The organism is Microbacterium testaceum, assembly GCF_020781835.1.
In the GTDB taxonomy this organism is placed as follows: domain Bacteria; phylum Actinomycetota; class Actinomycetes; order Actinomycetales; family Microbacteriaceae; genus Microbacterium; species Microbacterium testaceum_H.
Genome location: NZ_JAJGNJ010000005.1, coordinates 150356 through 164433, shown reverse-complemented (window position 1 = coordinate 164433; position 14078 = coordinate 150356). Strand labels below are relative to the sequence as shown.

The 14078-nt window shown below is 69.2% G+C and carries 15 protein-coding genes; 11 read left to right on the top strand and 4 right to left on the bottom strand.

From position 1 onward, the window contains the following. Positions 1-21: 21 nt before the first annotated feature. Together LL239_RS09290 and LL239_RS09285 are read right to left on the bottom strand one after the other, a co-directional pair. Positions 22-1425, bottom strand: coding sequence for an amidase (locus tag LL239_RS09290; RefSeq protein ID WP_228163153.1), 1404 nt, complete (start codon positions 1423-1425; stop codon positions 22-24). Positions 1426-1454: 29 nt separating this feature from the next. Continuing rightward, the gene (locus LL239_RS09285) at positions 1455-2441 is read right to left on the bottom strand and encodes an AraC-like ligand-binding domain-containing protein (protein WP_228163152.1); all 987 of its coding nucleotides are present in this window, start codon (positions 2439-2441) and stop codon (positions 1455-1457) included. 228 nt (positions 2442-2669) lie between these two features. Here LL239_RS09285 and LL239_RS09280 point away from each other — a divergent pair, with 228 nt between their 5' ends. Then, positions 2670-3923, top strand: coding sequence for an acyl-CoA dehydrogenase family protein (locus LL239_RS09280; RefSeq protein ID WP_228163151.1), 1254 nt, complete (start codon positions 2670-2672; stop codon positions 3921-3923). Positions 3924-3975: 52 nt separating this feature from the next. On the opposite strand, the gene epsC is transcribed toward LL239_RS09280, so the two are convergent. Continuing rightward, entirely contained in the window at positions 3976-4545 is a 570-nt protein-coding gene (epsC, locus tag LL239_RS09275; protein ID WP_228163150.1) for a serine O-acetyltransferase EpsC, read from the bottom strand. Position 4546: 1 nt separating this feature from the next. Then, the gene (gene cysK / locus LL239_RS09270; RefSeq protein WP_228163149.1) at positions 4547-5485 is read right to left on the bottom strand and encodes a cysteine synthase A; all 939 of its coding nucleotides are present in this window, start codon (positions 5483-5485) and stop codon (positions 4547-4549) included. Between the two features lie 99 nt (positions 5486-5584). Here cysK and prmC point away from each other — a divergent pair, with 99 nt between their 5' ends. The 10 genes from prmC (at position 5585) to LL239_RS09220 (ending at position 14075) form a co-directional block, all read left to right on the top strand. Continuing rightward, positions 5585-6469: a peptide chain release factor N(5)-glutamine methyltransferase gene (prmC, locus tag LL239_RS09265; protein WP_228163148.1), complete on the top strand. Its 885-nt coding sequence runs from the start codon at positions 5585-5587 to the stop codon at positions 6467-6469. 39 nt (positions 6470-6508) lie between these two features. Further along, a complete protein-coding gene (locus LL239_RS09260; protein ID WP_228163147.1) occupies positions 6509-7231 on the top strand; it encodes an L-threonylcarbamoyladenylate synthase in 723 nt (240 codons plus the stop codon). Continuing rightward, positions 7228-8382, top strand: coding sequence for an MraY family glycosyltransferase (locus LL239_RS09255; protein ID WP_228163146.1), 1155 nt, complete (start codon positions 7228-7230; stop codon positions 8380-8382). Before LL239_RS09260 ends, LL239_RS09255 begins: the two co-directional genes overlap by 4 nt. After that, positions 8379-8840 carry a hypothetical protein gene (locus tag LL239_RS09250; RefSeq protein WP_228163145.1) on the top strand — a complete coding sequence of 154 codons (462 nt, stop codon included), beginning with the start codon at positions 8379-8381 and terminating at the stop codon, positions 8838-8840. Before LL239_RS09255 ends, LL239_RS09250 begins: the two co-directional genes overlap by 4 nt. Positions 8841-8993: 153 nt before the next feature. After that, positions 8994-9797: a F0F1 ATP synthase subunit A gene (atpB, locus tag LL239_RS09245; protein WP_228163144.1), complete on the top strand. Its 804-nt coding sequence runs from the start codon at positions 8994-8996 to the stop codon at positions 9795-9797. A 43-nt stretch (positions 9798-9840) separates the two neighbouring features. Then, positions 9841-10080: a F0F1 ATP synthase subunit C gene (atpE, locus tag LL239_RS09240; protein ID WP_055834851.1), complete on the top strand. Its 240-nt coding sequence runs from the start codon at positions 9841-9843 to the stop codon at positions 10078-10080. Positions 10081-10109: 29 nt separating this feature from the next. Continuing rightward, positions 10110-10667: a F0F1 ATP synthase subunit B gene (locus LL239_RS09235; RefSeq protein ID WP_228163143.1), complete on the top strand. Its 558-nt coding sequence runs from the start codon at positions 10110-10112 to the stop codon at positions 10665-10667. Then, entirely contained in the window at positions 10667-11458 is a 792-nt protein-coding gene (locus tag LL239_RS09230) for a F0F1 ATP synthase subunit delta (protein ID WP_228163142.1), read from the top strand. The genes LL239_RS09235 and LL239_RS09230 overlap by 1 nt, the downstream gene beginning before the upstream one ends. A gap of 61 nt (positions 11459-11519) precedes the next feature. Beyond that, positions 11520-13151 (top strand): F0F1 ATP synthase subunit alpha, encoded by a 1632-nt coding sequence (atpA, locus tag LL239_RS09225; protein WP_228163141.1) that lies wholly within the window; start codon positions 11520-11522, stop codon positions 13149-13151. Between the two features lie 24 nt (positions 13152-13175). After that, positions 13176-14075: a F0F1 ATP synthase subunit gamma gene (locus tag LL239_RS09220; protein ID WP_228163140.1), complete on the top strand. Its 900-nt coding sequence runs from the start codon at positions 13176-13178 to the stop codon at positions 14073-14075. Positions 14076-14078 lie beyond the last annotated feature (3 nt).

The window sequence follows — 14078 nt, the reverse complement described above, 5'->3', positions numbered from 1 at the left end:
AGGCCTGTGTGACCGCCGGGCTCAGGCGTCCCAGGACGGAGGGTGGGGGAGCGGCCCGCGGCGGGCCTCGAGCTCCGCGCCCAGCGACAGCAGGGTCGCTTCGCCACCGGGCCGCCCGACCAGCTGCACCGAGACCGGGTGGCCGGTGGCATCCGTGGTCACCGGCAGCGTGAGCGCGGGCAGCCCCGCGACATTGACGAAGCTGGAGTACGGCGCGTACTCGACCTGCATCGCGAACGTGCGTTCGGGGTCGTGCCCGGCGTACCAGCCGACGGGGCGCGGCGACTGCGCGAGCGCCGGGGTCAGGACGACGTCGAACGCGGAGAAGTCCGCGATCGTGCGTCGCTCGAACGCGCGCGCCGCGGTGAGGCCGCCGAGGAGTTCGAGCGCGGGCAGCTCCCGTCCCTCCCGCACCAGCCACGCCGTCAGCGGCTCGACGAGGGCCATGTCCGTGTCGCTCAGCGGGATCCTCGCCGCGCTGGCGCGCCACAGCACGCGGAACAACGCGGGATAGCCGAACGGATGCCAGTCGGCGTCGGTCACGGCGTGTCCCGCGTCGCTCAGCCATGCGGCGGCGGTGTCGAAGGACGCGCGGGCCGCAGGGTCGAGGGCGATGTCCTCGTCGTCGTCCCAGGGGGAGACGGTCGTGACGCCGACACGCAGGCCCGAAGCCCGTCGACGGGCGGCCTCGACGAACGGCCCGCGCCCCGGCGCTGCGGTGGCGTAGGTGAAAGGCGCCAGGCCCACGAGCGCGTCCAGGAGCAGCCCGGCATCCTCGACCGTCCGCGTGATCGGACCGGTCACGGACAGCCCGTCGGGGGAGTCGAACCCCGACCCGATGGGAAGGCGTCCGCGCGAGGGCTTCAGCCCCACGACCCCGACGGTCGCGGACGGGATACGGATGGATCCGCCGCCGTCCGACCCGACCGCGGCTGGAAGCAGGCCCGCGGCGACGGCGACCGCAGCCCCGCCACTCGATCCTCCGGCACCCGCCTCCGGCCGCCACGGATCGCGCGCGGGCGCGTGGATGAGCGGTTCGGTGAAGCCCGTCAGCCCGAACTCCGAGGTGCTCGTCTTCCCGACGTTGATCGCTCCCGCGGCGTCGAGGGCCGCGGCGAGGGGGTCGGATGCCGCGGGCACGACGTCCACGCGGGAGCGCGAGCCGTAGCGGGTCGCGACCCCCGCCCGCGCGACGAGATCCTTGTCGGCGAGCGGAACGCCCCACAGCGGACCGCGATCCGACGCGTCGGCGAGGTCCTGCGCGCGCAGGCGCGCGGCATCCGGTGTCACCTCCGCGAAGGCGCCGAGGCCGGCGAGACGGTCGATGCGCGCGAGGTAGTGCTCGACCAGGTCACGGGGGACCAGCGCCCCGTCGCGCAGAGCCGCGACCTGTGCGACGAGCGACAGGTCGTGCAGGCGCGTCATACCTCGAGCCTACGGCGTCGGGGCGATCGTCAGCCGGCGCGCCGACGCTCCGACGGGCCCACGGCATCGAGCGCGAGCATCTCCCGGGGTGACTGCCCGAGGTGCTGGCGGAAGGCGCGGTGGAGATGCGAGAGGTCGCTGAACCCCCACTTCGCCGCCAGGTGCGTCATCGTCACGCGGCCGTGCTCCGCGCGGAGCTCGTCCGCGCACGCCTGAACGCGCAGCCGCATGACGGTCTGGCCGTAGGTGAGGGGCTCGCTCTCGTACAGCTGATGGAGCTTGCGGACCGAGATGGCGAAGTGCCGTGCGATGGCGGCGGGAGACGTGTCGACGAAGCGGACATGGCGCTCGAGGTGGTGCTGGATGCTGCGACGCAGGGCCGCGTCACCCCCGGCGATGTCGGTGAGGGTCTCCACGGGGGAGGCGTTCGACAGCGCCGCCGTGAGCGCTGTGACGGCGTCGCCCACGGCATCCGCTTCGCTCGAGCTCATTCGGGCGGCCTGCGCCCACGAAGACCGCACGGTGTCGCCGATGACGGCGCCGAGGCCGCTCCCGGCGGAGAACGTGCGCGCGGTGGCGTCCGCCCGCAGGCGGTCCGAGATCGCGCCGGCGGGGATGCGGAACGAAACCGTGCGCCACGAATCGAGGTAGTCGAGCGAGAACGGGCGGGTCGCGTCGACGATCGAGAACGTGCCGGGGCCGGACATCGTGCGGCGCCCGTCCTGTGACACGACGCAGCGTCCGTCGAGCATGAGATTGAGGAAGACGACCTCGTCGTCGACGCGGCGCACCTCGTCGGAGCCGTGATGGATGATCTGCGGGCACGTGGAGATCTCGGCCCCGTTCGCCTGACCGAAGGGGCGGCTCTCGACGCGTCCCTTCAATCCGACCTGTCGCCAGTCGTCGCGGCTGTCGCGCTCCGCCGGTCGGAGCGGGGTGAAAGCCGCGCAGACGACTTCTCGCCAATACGCGTGCTGCTCCGCTGCAGGCTTCTCGCGTGTGTCCCACAGTTGCATGACGTACTCCTCGATGACGCCCCGGCGGGGCGGCGGGTGTCGACGAACACAGCAGAGCAGCGCCCTGTTTCCCTCGGCGGCGTCGCGTATGTCCTCGGGGTAACGAAGTCCTCACGGCACCCTCGCGTGCGCTCTCGTCCTCGCCGCGGTGCACGGGCATCCAATCTCCGGACGTTCCGGGGTTGCGACGCTACCCAGACCTTCACCCGATCGAACAGGAGCACACCCGTGGCCATCGACTTCACCCTCTCCGACGAGCAGCTCGGTCTCCGTCTGCAGGCGCGCGAGTTCGCCGAGACCGTCTTGAGCCAGGTCCCCGATGTGATCGCACCGATCCCCGACGCCCTCGAGCGGTTCCGCGCGCTGAAGCCCTTCTATCAGCAGATGGTGGATGCGGGCTTCGTCAAGGGACTCATCCCCGCCGAGAACGGCGGGCACCGCTTCAGCAACCTGCAGTTCGCGCTCGCCTGCGAGGAGCTTGCGCGCATCGAGATCAACACCCCGACCATCGTCCTCGGTACCGGTCTCGGCACGTTCCCGATCATCACGGCGGGAACGCCCGAGCAGAAGGAGCGCTTCCTCGCGCCCTTCGTCGACGGCAGCCCCGCTCTCGCGGCGATCGCCTTCACCGAGGCGGCGGGAGGTGCCAACTTCGACCACCCGGACCCCAAGTACGGTGTGCAGACCTTCGCCGTCCGGGACGGTGACGAGTGGGTCATCAACGGGCGGAAGGCGTACACCACCAACGCATCGGGCTGGGACGACGAGGGCGCCGACATCATCAGCGTCGTCTGCCGCATCGACGAGACGAAGCCGCCGGCCGAGTCGCTCGCGATCATCGTCGTCGAGAAGGGCACGCCGGGCGTCACGTTCTCCGGGATCATCGACACGATGGGTCACCTCGCGACCAACTCGCCCTACGTCGACTTCGTCGACGTCCGTGTGCCGATCGAGAACCTCATCGGCGCGCCCGGAGACGGTCTCGGATTGACCAAGGGCTCGTTCTCGTGGACGTGCTCGAGCATCGCCGCCGCCGCGGTGGGCAAGATGCGCCGCGCGTTCGAGATCGCGTACGACTTCGTCTCGACGGAGAAGCGCTCCGGCAGTGTGCCGGTGATCGACCATCAGAACGCCGGGTACATGCTTGCCGACATCAAGACGCGGATCGAGGTGGGCCGGTATTTCGCCTGGAAGGCCGCCGATCACTTCGACAAGACCGGGGGACTCGATCGCGAGCTGTCGAACATGTCGAAGATCTACAACTCGGAGCTCGCCGTGCAGACGGTCTACGACGCGATGCGCCTCGTGGGGGTGGACTCCTACGGCGACCGCGTCCCGCTCGGCGACATCATGCAGGACGTGCTGTGCTTGCCGGTGTACGACGGCGGCAACATGGGCGTGCGGCGTCGCCACCTGCACGAGATGCTCCGCACCCCCGGGTACGACCACTTGGCCGCGGCGGAGAACCGTCTGTCGGTCTGAGCGAGCCGCCCTCGCGCGGGTCCGTGGCGATGGCGGGCCCGCGCGGGGGTGTTCAGATCCAGTACTCGGGCGCCGTGAGAAGCGCCCGGGTGTCCTCGTCGGTCCGCCGTGCCCGCGGTTGTGCGGGGACTCCGACCAGGACGCTCTCGGGTGGGGCGTCGCGCGTGACGACCGCGTTCGCGCCGACGAGGCTGTGCGCGCCGATCGTGATCGGGCCCAGGATCTTCGCACCGGCCCCTACGGCCACGCCGTCATGGAGCGTCGGGTGGCGTTTGCCGCCCTCCCGCTGTCGGCCGCCGAGGGTGACTCCGTGGTACAGCATCACGTCGTCGCCGACCTCCGCCGTCTCGCCGATGACGACCCCCATGCCGTGGTCGATGAAGAAGCGTCGTCCGATCGTCGCGCCGGGGTGGATCTCGATGCCCGTGAGCCATCGCGCGACCTGCGAGATCGCGCGTGCCGGGAACCGGAACCCTCGCACCCACAGGCCATGAGCCACGCGATAGGCCCAGACCGCGTGCAGGCCCGGGTACAGCAGAGCGATCTCCAGACCGCCGCGCGCCGCCGGGTCACGGAACTTCGCCGCCGCGACATCCTCGCGGATACGGGAGAGGACCCCCACGTCAGTTGTCGCGGAGGTCTTCGTACAGAGCGGTGGACAGGTAGCGCTCGCCGTACGAGGGGATGATCACGACGATGTTCTTGCCCTCGGCCTCGGGGCGACGCGCGATCTCGAGGGCGGCCCAGATCGCGGCGCCGGAGGACATGCCGACGAGGATGCCGTCCTTGGCCGCCGTCTCGCGGGCGAGGCGGATGGCGTCGTCGAACTCGACGTCGATGACCTCGTCGATGATGTCGCGGTCCAGGATCGCCGGGACGAAGTTCGGGCCGATGCCCTGGATCTTGTGGGGACCGGGGTGGCCCTTGGTGAGGATGGGGGAGTCGGCCGGTTCGACGGCCACGACCTTGACGCCGGGGACGCGCTCCTTGAGCACCTGCCCGACGCCGGTGATGGTGCCGCCCGTGCCGATGCCCGCGACGAAATAGTCGACCTTGCCGTCGGTGTCGCGCAGGATCTCCTCGGCGGTCGTCTTGCGGTGGATGGCCGGGTTCGCCTCGTTCTCGAACTGGCGCGCCCACACGGCACCGGGCGTCTCGGCGACGATGCGCTTGGCCTCGTCGACCGCGAACGACATGCCCTTGGTGGGGTCGGTGAGCACGAGCTCGGCACCGAACGCCCGCAGCAGGACGCGGCGCTCCTTCGACATGGAAGCGGGCATGGTGAGGATGACCTTGTATCCGCGGGCCGCGCCGACCATCGCGAGGGCGATGCCGGTGTTGCCGCTCGTGGACTCCACGATCGTCCCGCCCGGCTTGAGCTCGCCCGACGCCTCGGCGGCGTCCACGATCGCGATGCCGAGACGGTCCTTGACGCTCGAGGCGGGGTTGTAGAACTCGAGCTTGGCCAGGATCTGGCCCCCGGCGCCCTCCGCGACACGGTTGAGCCGCACCAGAGGCGTGTCGCCGAACGCGGAGGTGATGTCGGAGTGGATGCCGGGCATGGCTCGCCTTTCGCCGGAGGTCGGATCGCGACAATCCTAGGCGAGCGGCGGAGGACGGGATCGGTGTGTGACGTCGCGCGACTAGGCTCGACTCCCGTCATGCCCGAGACCTTCTCCTCCGCGCGTTCCTCCGTCGCCGACGCCGTCCGCGACACCGCCGCGCGCTTCGCGTCCGCCGGGATCCCCGACCCGTTGGTGGATGCCGAGCTGCTCCTCGCCCACGTCCTCTCGACGTCGCGGGGAGGCGTGCAGGCGGCTGCGATCCGTGGCGACCGACTCGCGGACACCGCCGCTGCGGCGCTGGCGCCGCTGGTGGATCGTCGCTGCGCGCGCGAGCCGCTGCAGCACCTCACCGGACTCGCGCCGTTCCGCTCGATGGAGCTGGCCGTCGGCCCCGGCGTCTTCGTCCCGCGGCCCGAGACGGAGATGGTGGCGCAGCTCGCCATCGACGCCCTCGGGGCATCGGCATCCGCCTCCCCGGTCGCCGTCGACCTCGGCACCGGCAGTGCCGCGATCGCCCTCGCCCTGGCGACGGAGGTTCCGCATGCCCGGGTCTTCGCCGCCGAGAACTCCGTCGAGGCATTCATCTGGGCGAAGGAGAACGTCGCCCGCATCGGTGCCGAGAACGTGACGCTCGCGTTCGTCGACCTCGCCGACGCGTTCCCCGAACTCGACGGCACCGTCTCGGTCGTGGCTTCCAACCCTCCCTACGTCCCGGACGACGCGATCCCGCGCGACCCCGAGGTGCGACGCTACGACCCGCCGGCGGCGCTGTACGGCGGACCCGACGGGCTGGATGCCGTGCGTGTGCTGAGCCGGGTGGGTCTGCGCCTGGCCCATCCCGGTGGCACGATCGTGATCGAGCACGGCGAGTGGCAGGGCGCGGCGATCCGCGACATCCTCACCGCCGACGGGTGGCGTGCGGCGGCGACCCATCCCGACCTGACAACACGCGACCGCGCCACCACCGCGATCCGGCCCTGACGGCGCGACGCGCGCGGCGTCGGTAGACTGTCGCGCGACATGTCACCCGTCTACGACTGCCGTGACGAGTCGCAGCTGCTCTCCGGGATGCGCCACGCGCGCCAGGCGATCGGTCGAGGCGAACTCGTCGTGCTCCCCACCGACACCGTCTACGGAATCGCCGCGGACGCGTTCAACGCGCGCGCCGTCGCGGGCCTGCTCGAAGCGAAGGGGCGCGGACGTCAGCAGCCGCCGCCCGTCCTGGTGCCCGGTGTCGGCACGCTCCGTGCGCTCGTCGCGGAGGTGCCCCCGGCCGTCGACGATCTCGTGCATGCCTTCTGGCCGGGCGGCCTGACCATCGTGCTGCCGGCCCAGCCCTCGCTGTCCTGGGACCTCGGGGACACGCACGGCACGGTCGCCGTCCGCATGCCCGCGCAGAACCTCACGCTCGAGCTGCTCGAGGAGACCGGTCCGCTGGCTGTCTCCAGCGCCAACCGCACGGGCATGCCCGCGGCGGTGGGCATCGACGAAGCCCGCGACATGCTCGGCGACAGCGTCGCGGTCTACCTCGACGCCGGTCCCAGCGAGTGGGGCTTCGCCTCGACCATCGTCGACGCGACCACGCTCGTCGGCGGCGCCGAGCCCCGCGTACGGGTCCTTCGCGAGGGCACGATCTCCCGCGCGCAGCTACGCGAGGTCCTCGGCGACCTGCTGGAGCCCGATCCCGAGACGCCGTCGGCCTCCGTCACGGCGGCCCCGGATGCCGAGGCCCCCGGGCCGTGACCCAGTACCTCCTCACCATCCTGTTCACGGCGGCGGTGACTCTTGCGCTGTCGTGGGTGGTGTGGAAGCTCGCGCTGCGGTTCCGGCTCTATCCCGGCATCCGGGATCGCGACGTGCATACGACGCCCACGCCGCGTCTGGGCGGGGTCGCCATGTTCCTCGGTGTGGTCGCAGCCTTCGCCCTGTCGAGCCGCAATCCCTACTTCGCCATCTTCTGGACCGACCCCGGCCCGGTCCTCGCGCTCCTGGGTGCGGTGCTGTTGATCGTGATCGTCGGCGTGGTCGACGATCTCTGGGATCTCGACTGGATGATCAAGCTGGGCGCACAGTTCGTCGCGGCCGGCGTCATCGCCTGGTTCGGACAGCTGCAGATCCTGTCGCTGCCGATCGGTGCTCTGACGGTCGGATCGAGCTGGGTGAGTTTCCTGCTCACGGTGTTCGCCCTGGTGGTCGTCATGAACGCCGTCAACTTCATCGATGGGCTCAACGGGCTCGTCGCGGGGGTGTGCCTGATAGCCAACGGGGTCTTCTTCGCGTACTCCTACCTGCTGGTGCGCGACACCGGCGCCAGTACGTACTTCAACCTCGCCTCGTTCATCGCCGCGGTCCTCGTGGGGGCATGTCTCGGGTTCCTCCCGATGAACTGGACGCCCGCGAAGCTCTTCATGGGCGATGCGGGGGCTCTCATGCTCGGCCTCCTCATGGCCAGCTCCGCCATCGCGATCACCGGTCAGCTCGATCCCGCGGTGCTCGACCCCGAGAAGATCGGCCGCTCGCAGCTTCTGGGTGCCTTCATCCCCATCCTGTTGCCCGTGGTCATCGTGCTGCTGCCATTGCTCGACTTCGGTCTCGCGGTGATCCGGCGCCAGTGGGCGGGGAAGTCGCCGTTCTCGCCCGATCGCAAGCACCTGCACCACCGGATGCTCGACATGGGGCATTCCGACCGGGATGCCGTCCTCATCTTCTACAGCTGGACCGCGGTCGTGAGCCTGGCGGTTCTGCTGATGTACATCGGTACTCAGCAGAGCTGGCCCGGCGACTACGCGATCGGCATCGCTTTCGGCATCGTGGGCGTCGTCGCCTGCATCGTGCTCACCCTGCTTCCGTCGCGGCGCCTCGTGCGCCGCCCTGCCCCCGAGGAGTCCCCATGACCACCCCCGTCTCCAGTACCCCGGTGCTCCGCGCCGCTCTGGTCTGGTCGGCCGTCGTCACCGTCGTCGTCCTCGTCGGCGCCGTGATCGTCGGCGCCCTCGTCGCGGGTGTCAACGGCGCGTGGAGCGGGGGAGTGGGCGCCGCGGTCGGGGCGATCTTCCCGGCGCTGACGGCGATCAGCATCCTGGTCGCCAACCGCTTCTACGGACACCCCGCCTGGTTGCAGATCTTCTTCGGCGTCGTGCTCGGCGGATGGTTGCTGAAGTTCGTCCTGGTGATCGTCGCCTTCCTGTTCCTTCTGCGGATGGACTGGGTCGTCGCGCCGGTGTTCTTCTTCGCGCTCCTCGCCACCGCCGTCGCCTCGCTCGTCGTCGACGTCGTCGTGATCTCACGCATGCGTCTTCCCGCGGTATCCGACACCGTTCTCCCGGAACGGAGCTCGCCCGATGAGGTCTGACCACGTCCCGATGCCGCGATTCCCGGGATCTTTGCTAAGGTGGTCCTACGCACCTCGGCCGGTGTGCGGCGGTAACGCCGAGGCCCCGGGGAGAGCCGTTTCCCACCCTCCCCGAACCGCTTCATCCCGGTTCGAGAAGCTGGAGCCACCCCGTTGACTCAGGCGAATACGATCGCGCACGCTGCTGACGCGCCCTACTTCTCCCCGCCCTCCATCTCGGACTTCTTCCCGCCCGAGCTGCTGTTCGCAGGCACGCCCTTCGCGATCACGCGCATCACTCTGGTGCAGCTGCTCGCGACGGCGGTCATGGTCTTGATCATCGTGCTCGGCACGCGTCGTCTGACCGTCGTGCCCGGACGCTTCCAGAGCGTCATCGAGCTCGGGTTCGGGTTCATCCGCGAGCAGATCGCCTTCCAGGTGCTCGGCGAGAAAGACGGCAAGCGCTTCCTGCCGCTGCTCACGGCGATGTTCCTCACGATCCTCGCGCTCAACCTCACCGGTGTGATCCCGTTCCTGAACATTCCGGGAACCTCGGTCGCGGGCGCCCCGCTGGTGTTCGCCCTCACGGCGTACGTCGCGTTCGTCTACGCCGGTATCCGGCGCCACGGGTTCGGCCACTTCCTGAAGAACTCGCTCGTTCCCAGCGGCGTTCCCGTCTACCTCGTGCCGATCATCGCGATCGTCGAGTTGATCTCGGTCTTCATCGCCCGGCCGGTGTCGCTGTTCCTGCGACTCCTGCTGAACATGATCGTCGGCCACCTCATGCTGGTGCTGTTCTTCTCGGCGACCAACTTCTTCTTCTTCAGCTTCAACTGGCTGACCCCGCTGGCGGCAGGAACCCTCACGCTCGGGCTCGCGTTCACTCTCTTCGAGGTGTTCGTCGCGCTCCTGCAGGCCTACGTCTTCACCATCCTCACCGCGGTCTACATCCAGCTCGCGGTGGCGGAAGAGCACTGACGGGCAGCCGACCGGCTGTTCGCCCAACGAAAGGAAACCCTCAGTGGACGCAACGACGATTCTCGCTCAGGTCACGGGCAACATCGCGACCGTGGGCTACGGTCTCGCTGCCATCGGCCCGGCCATCGGTCTCGGCATCATGATCGGCAAGACCATCGAGTCGACCGCCCGTCAGCCCGAGCTCGCCGGTCGCCTGCAGACCACCATGTTCATCGGTGTCGCCTTCATCGAGATCCTCGCGCTGATCGGCATCGCCACGCCCTTCATCTTCGGCGCGCTCTGATCCGCCCGATCCACGAGTAAGGAGACAGGATGCTTAACGCTCTTGTCACGGTCGCTGCCGAAGAGGGCCACAGCAGCGGGAACCCGCTTCTGCCGGCCGTCTACGACATCACCTGGTCGCTGGTCTGCTTCGTCATCATCGCGGCGGTCGTGTGGTTCTACGCGCTCCCGCGCATCGGCGCGGTGCTCGACAAGCGCAGCACGGCCATCGAGGGCAACATCGCCAAGGCCGATGAGGCTCAGCGCAAGGCCGAGGCCGCGCTCGAGGAGTACACCGCTCAGCTCGCCGCGGCCCGCAAGGAAGCCGGCGAGATCCGCGAAGCCGCGCGCGAAGACGGTCGCAAGATCGTTCTCGAGGCCAAGGAGACCGCGGCCGCCGAGGCGGCACGAGTCACCGCTGCCGCGCACACGCAGATCGAAGCCGAGCGTCAGACCGCTCTGGTCTCGCTGCGTGCCGAGGTCGGAACCCTCGCGGTCGACCTGGCCGGCAACGTGATCGGTGAGACGCTCTCCGACGACGCGAAGGCTCAGGCTGTTGTCGACCGCTTCCTCGCCGAGCTCGAGGCATCCGAGAAGGCGGCGCAGTAATGGGCAGCGCGACCACTCAGGCGCGGACCGCGACGGCGGAGGCGCTCACCGCGGCGTCCGGTGTCGATTTCGACGTCGCCCGCGAGCTGTTCGCGGCCGTCGGCGCCGTGCGCGGATCGGCGCAGCTGAGAGGCGCGCTGTCCGACCCGTCGGCGCCGGCGTCGGCGCGCGCCGCGCTGGTGTCGGCCGTCTTCGGCTCCACGTACCGCGAAGCGACCGTCGCCCTCTTGCGGGGTGCGGCCCAGCAGCGCTGGTCGTCTGCATCGGAGTTCGTGGACGGACTCGAAGAACTCGCCGTCCGCGCCGCGGCCGTCGCGGACTCGTCCGTCGACATCGAGGGTGAGCTGTTCCAGTTCTCCCGGACGGTCGCGTCGAACGGCGAACTCGAGCTGGCTCTGGGTGCACGTCTGGGTGACTCGTCCGCGAAGGCGTCGCTCGTGTCGACGCTTCTCGACGGGCGCACGAGCGCCGCGACCGCGCTCATCGTCTCTTCGCTCGTGCTGAACGCGCACGGACGCCGCGTCCGCGCGCTGCTGCGCCGGGCCTCGGCGATCGTCGCCGATCAGCGCTCCAGCATCGTGGCGACCGTGTACGCGGCGGCGCCGCTGCAGCCCGAGCAGCAGACCCGTCTCCAGAACGCGCTCAGCGCGCGTTACGGATCCGCGGTCGTCCTGAACACCGTCATCGACCCGACGGTGGTCGGCGGACTGCGCGTGCAGGTCGCCGACGACGTCATCGACGCGAGCGTGTCCTCACGTCTCGCCGACCTGCGCCAGCGCATCGCAGGCTAAGACTTTGCCGCCCGAGCGGGTGGAGATCTGGGGGCTCGCGCCCCACGAACGAAGGAAGACAATGGCAGAACTCTCTATCAGCCCCGACGTCATCCGTGACGCGCTGAAGGACTTCGTCAACGCCTACGAGCCGACGGGCGCGGGTGCGACCGAGGTCGGCCATGTCGTCGACGCGGCCGACGGCATCGCCCACGTCGAGGGACTGCCCGGCGTCATGGCGAACGAACTCATCCGCTTCGCGAACGGCACCCTGGGTCTGGCTCAGAACCTCGACGAGCACGAGATCGGCGTCGTCGTCCTCGGCGAATTCTCCGGCATCGAAGAGGGCCAGAGCGTCACGCGCACGGGCGAGGTCCTCTCGGTGGGCGTCGGCGACGGCTACCTCGGCCGTGTCGTCGACCCGCTCGGCAACCCGATCGACGGTCTCGGCGAGATCGCGACCGAGGGGCGTCGTGCCCTCGAGCTGCAGGCGCCCGGCGTCATGCAGCGCAAGAGCGTGCACGAGCCGCTGCAGACCGGCATCAAGGCCATCGACGCGATGATCCCCGTCGGCCGTGGTCAGCGTCAGCTGATCATCGGTGACCGCCAGACGGGCAAGACGGCGATCGCGATCGACACGATCATCAACCAGAAGGCCAACTGGGAGTCCGGCGACGTCAACAAGCAGGTTCGCTGCATCTACGTCGCCATCGGCCAGAAGGGTTCGACGATCGCCTCGGTCAAGGGCGCTCTCGAGGACGCCGGCGCGATGGAGTACACGACGATCGTCGCCGCTCCCGCGTCCGACCCGGCCGGTTTCAAGTACCTCGCCCCCTACACGGGTTCGGCGATCGGTCAGCACTGGATGTACGGCGGCAAGCACGTCCTGATCATCTTCGACGACCTGTCGAAGCAGGCCGAGGCCTACCGCGCCGTGTCCCTCCTCCTGCGTCGTCCGCCGGGCCGCGAGGCGTACCCCGGTGACGTCTTCTACCTCCACTCGCGTCTGCTCGAGCGTTGCGCGAAGCTGTCCGACGAGCTCGGCGCCGGCTCGATGACGGGTCTTCCGATCATCGAGACCAAGGCGAACGACGTCTCGGCGTACATCCCGACCAACGTGATCTCCATCACCGACGGCCAGATCTTCCTCCAGTCCGACCTGTTCAACGCCAACCAGCGCCCCGCTGTCGACGTGGGTATCTCGGTGTCTCGCGTGGGTGGCGACGCTCAGGTGAAGTCGATCAAGAAGGTCTCGGGCACGCTGAAGCTCGAGCTCGCGCAGTACCGCTCGCTCGAGGCGTTCGCGATGTTCGCGAGCGATCTCGACGCCGCCTCGCGTCGTCAGCTCGCCCGTGGTGCGCGCCTGACCGAGCTCCTCAAGCAGCCGCAGTACTCGCCGTACCCGGTGGAGGAGCAGGTCGTCTCGATCTGGGCCGGTACCAACGGCAAGCTGGACACCATCGAGGTTTCCGACGTGCTGCGCTTCGAGCGCGAGCTGCTGGACTACCTCCGTCGCAACTCCACGGTTCTCGACACGCTGCGCGAGACCAACGTGCTGGGTGACGACACGGTGGCGGAGCTCGACAAGAAGATCGACGAGTTCATCCTCGAATTCCAGCCGGGTGCTGACGAGGGTGTCGTCGGGGCCGAGCACGTCGACGCGGCCGAGGCCGACGACGTCAACCAGGAGCGAATCGTCAAGGGCCGTCGCTAACAGCGACGACACGAGAACGGAATCATGGGCGCACAACTGCGGGTCTACAAGCAGAAGATCAGTTCTGCTCAGACGACCAAGAAGATCACGAAGGCGATGGAGCTCATCGCGGCCTCGCGCATCCAGAAGGCGATGGCGCGTGTGCGCGCGGCATCGCCCTTCGCGCGGGCTGTGACGAGCGCCGTCTCCGCGGTGGCCACGCACTCCTCGATCGACCACCCGCTCACGACCGAGCGCGAGAACATCCGCCGTTCGGCCGTGGTGATCTTCACCTCCGACCGCGGCCTCGCCGGCGCGTTCAACTCTCAGATCCTCCGCGAGGGTCTGGAGCTGGCGGAGCTCCTGCGGACGCAGGGCAAGGAGGTCGTGTTCTACCTCGTCGGACGCAAGTCCGTCGGTTACTTCCAGTTCCGCCGGATGGCGAGCGCCGCGCAGTGGACGGGTGACACCGACACTCCGCAGTTCTCCACCGCCGAGGAGATCTCGGATGCGGTTCTCGAGGCCTACCGTGCCGGGGGAGAGAACGAGGGCGTCGACGAGATCTACCTCGTGTACAACCGCTTCGTCAGCATGATGACGCAGTCGCCCGAGTCGGTTCGTCTGCTGCCGCTCGAGGTGCTCGAGGCCGACGAGGCGCCCGCGCACGCGGAGCTCTACCCGCTCTACGAGTTCGAGCCCGACGCGGAGACCGTCCTGGACGCGCTCCTGCCGGTGTACGTGCAGAGCCGCATCTTCAACGCTCTTCTCCAGTCGTCGGCGGCCAAGCACGCCGCGACGCAGAAGGCCATGAAGTCGGCCAGCGACAACGCCGACAAGCTCATCACCGACTACACCCGCCTGCGCAACAACGCGCGTCAGGCGGAGATCACGCAGCAGATCGCCGAGATCGTCGGCGGCGCCGATGCCCTGGCATCCGGCAAGTAAGTT

Coding starts and splice junctions, on each gene's coding strand:
- LL239_RS09290 (WP_228163153.1), bottom strand. CDS start 1,425: ATGACGCGCCTGCACGACCTGTCGCTCGTCGCACAGGTCGCGGCTCTG.
- LL239_RS09285 (WP_228163152.1), bottom strand. CDS start 2,441: ATGCAACTGTGGGACACACGCGAGAAGCCTGCAGCGGAGCAGCACGCG.
- cysK (WP_228163149.1), bottom strand. CDS start 5,485: ATGCCCGGCATCCACTCCGACATCACCTCCGCGTTCGGCGACACGCCT.
- prmC (WP_228163148.1), top strand. CDS start 5,585: ATGCCCGAGACCTTCTCCTCCGCGCGTTCCTCCGTCGCCGACGCCGTC.
- LL239_RS09260 (WP_228163147.1), top strand. CDS start 6,509: ATGTCACCCGTCTACGACTGCCGTGACGAGTCGCAGCTGCTCTCCGGG.
- LL239_RS09250 (WP_228163145.1), top strand. CDS start 8,379: ATGACCACCCCCGTCTCCAGTACCCCGGTGCTCCGCGCCGCTCTGGTC.
- LL239_RS09235 (WP_228163143.1), top strand. CDS start 10,110: ATGCTTAACGCTCTTGTCACGGTCGCTGCCGAAGAGGGCCACAGCAGC.
- LL239_RS09230 (WP_228163142.1), top strand. CDS start 10,667: ATGGGCAGCGCGACCACTCAGGCGCGGACCGCGACGGCGGAGGCGCTC.
- atpA (WP_228163141.1), top strand. CDS start 11,520: ATGGCAGAACTCTCTATCAGCCCCGACGTCATCCGTGACGCGCTGAAG.
- LL239_RS09220 (WP_228163140.1), top strand. CDS start 13,176: ATGGGCGCACAACTGCGGGTCTACAAGCAGAAGATCAGTTCTGCTCAG.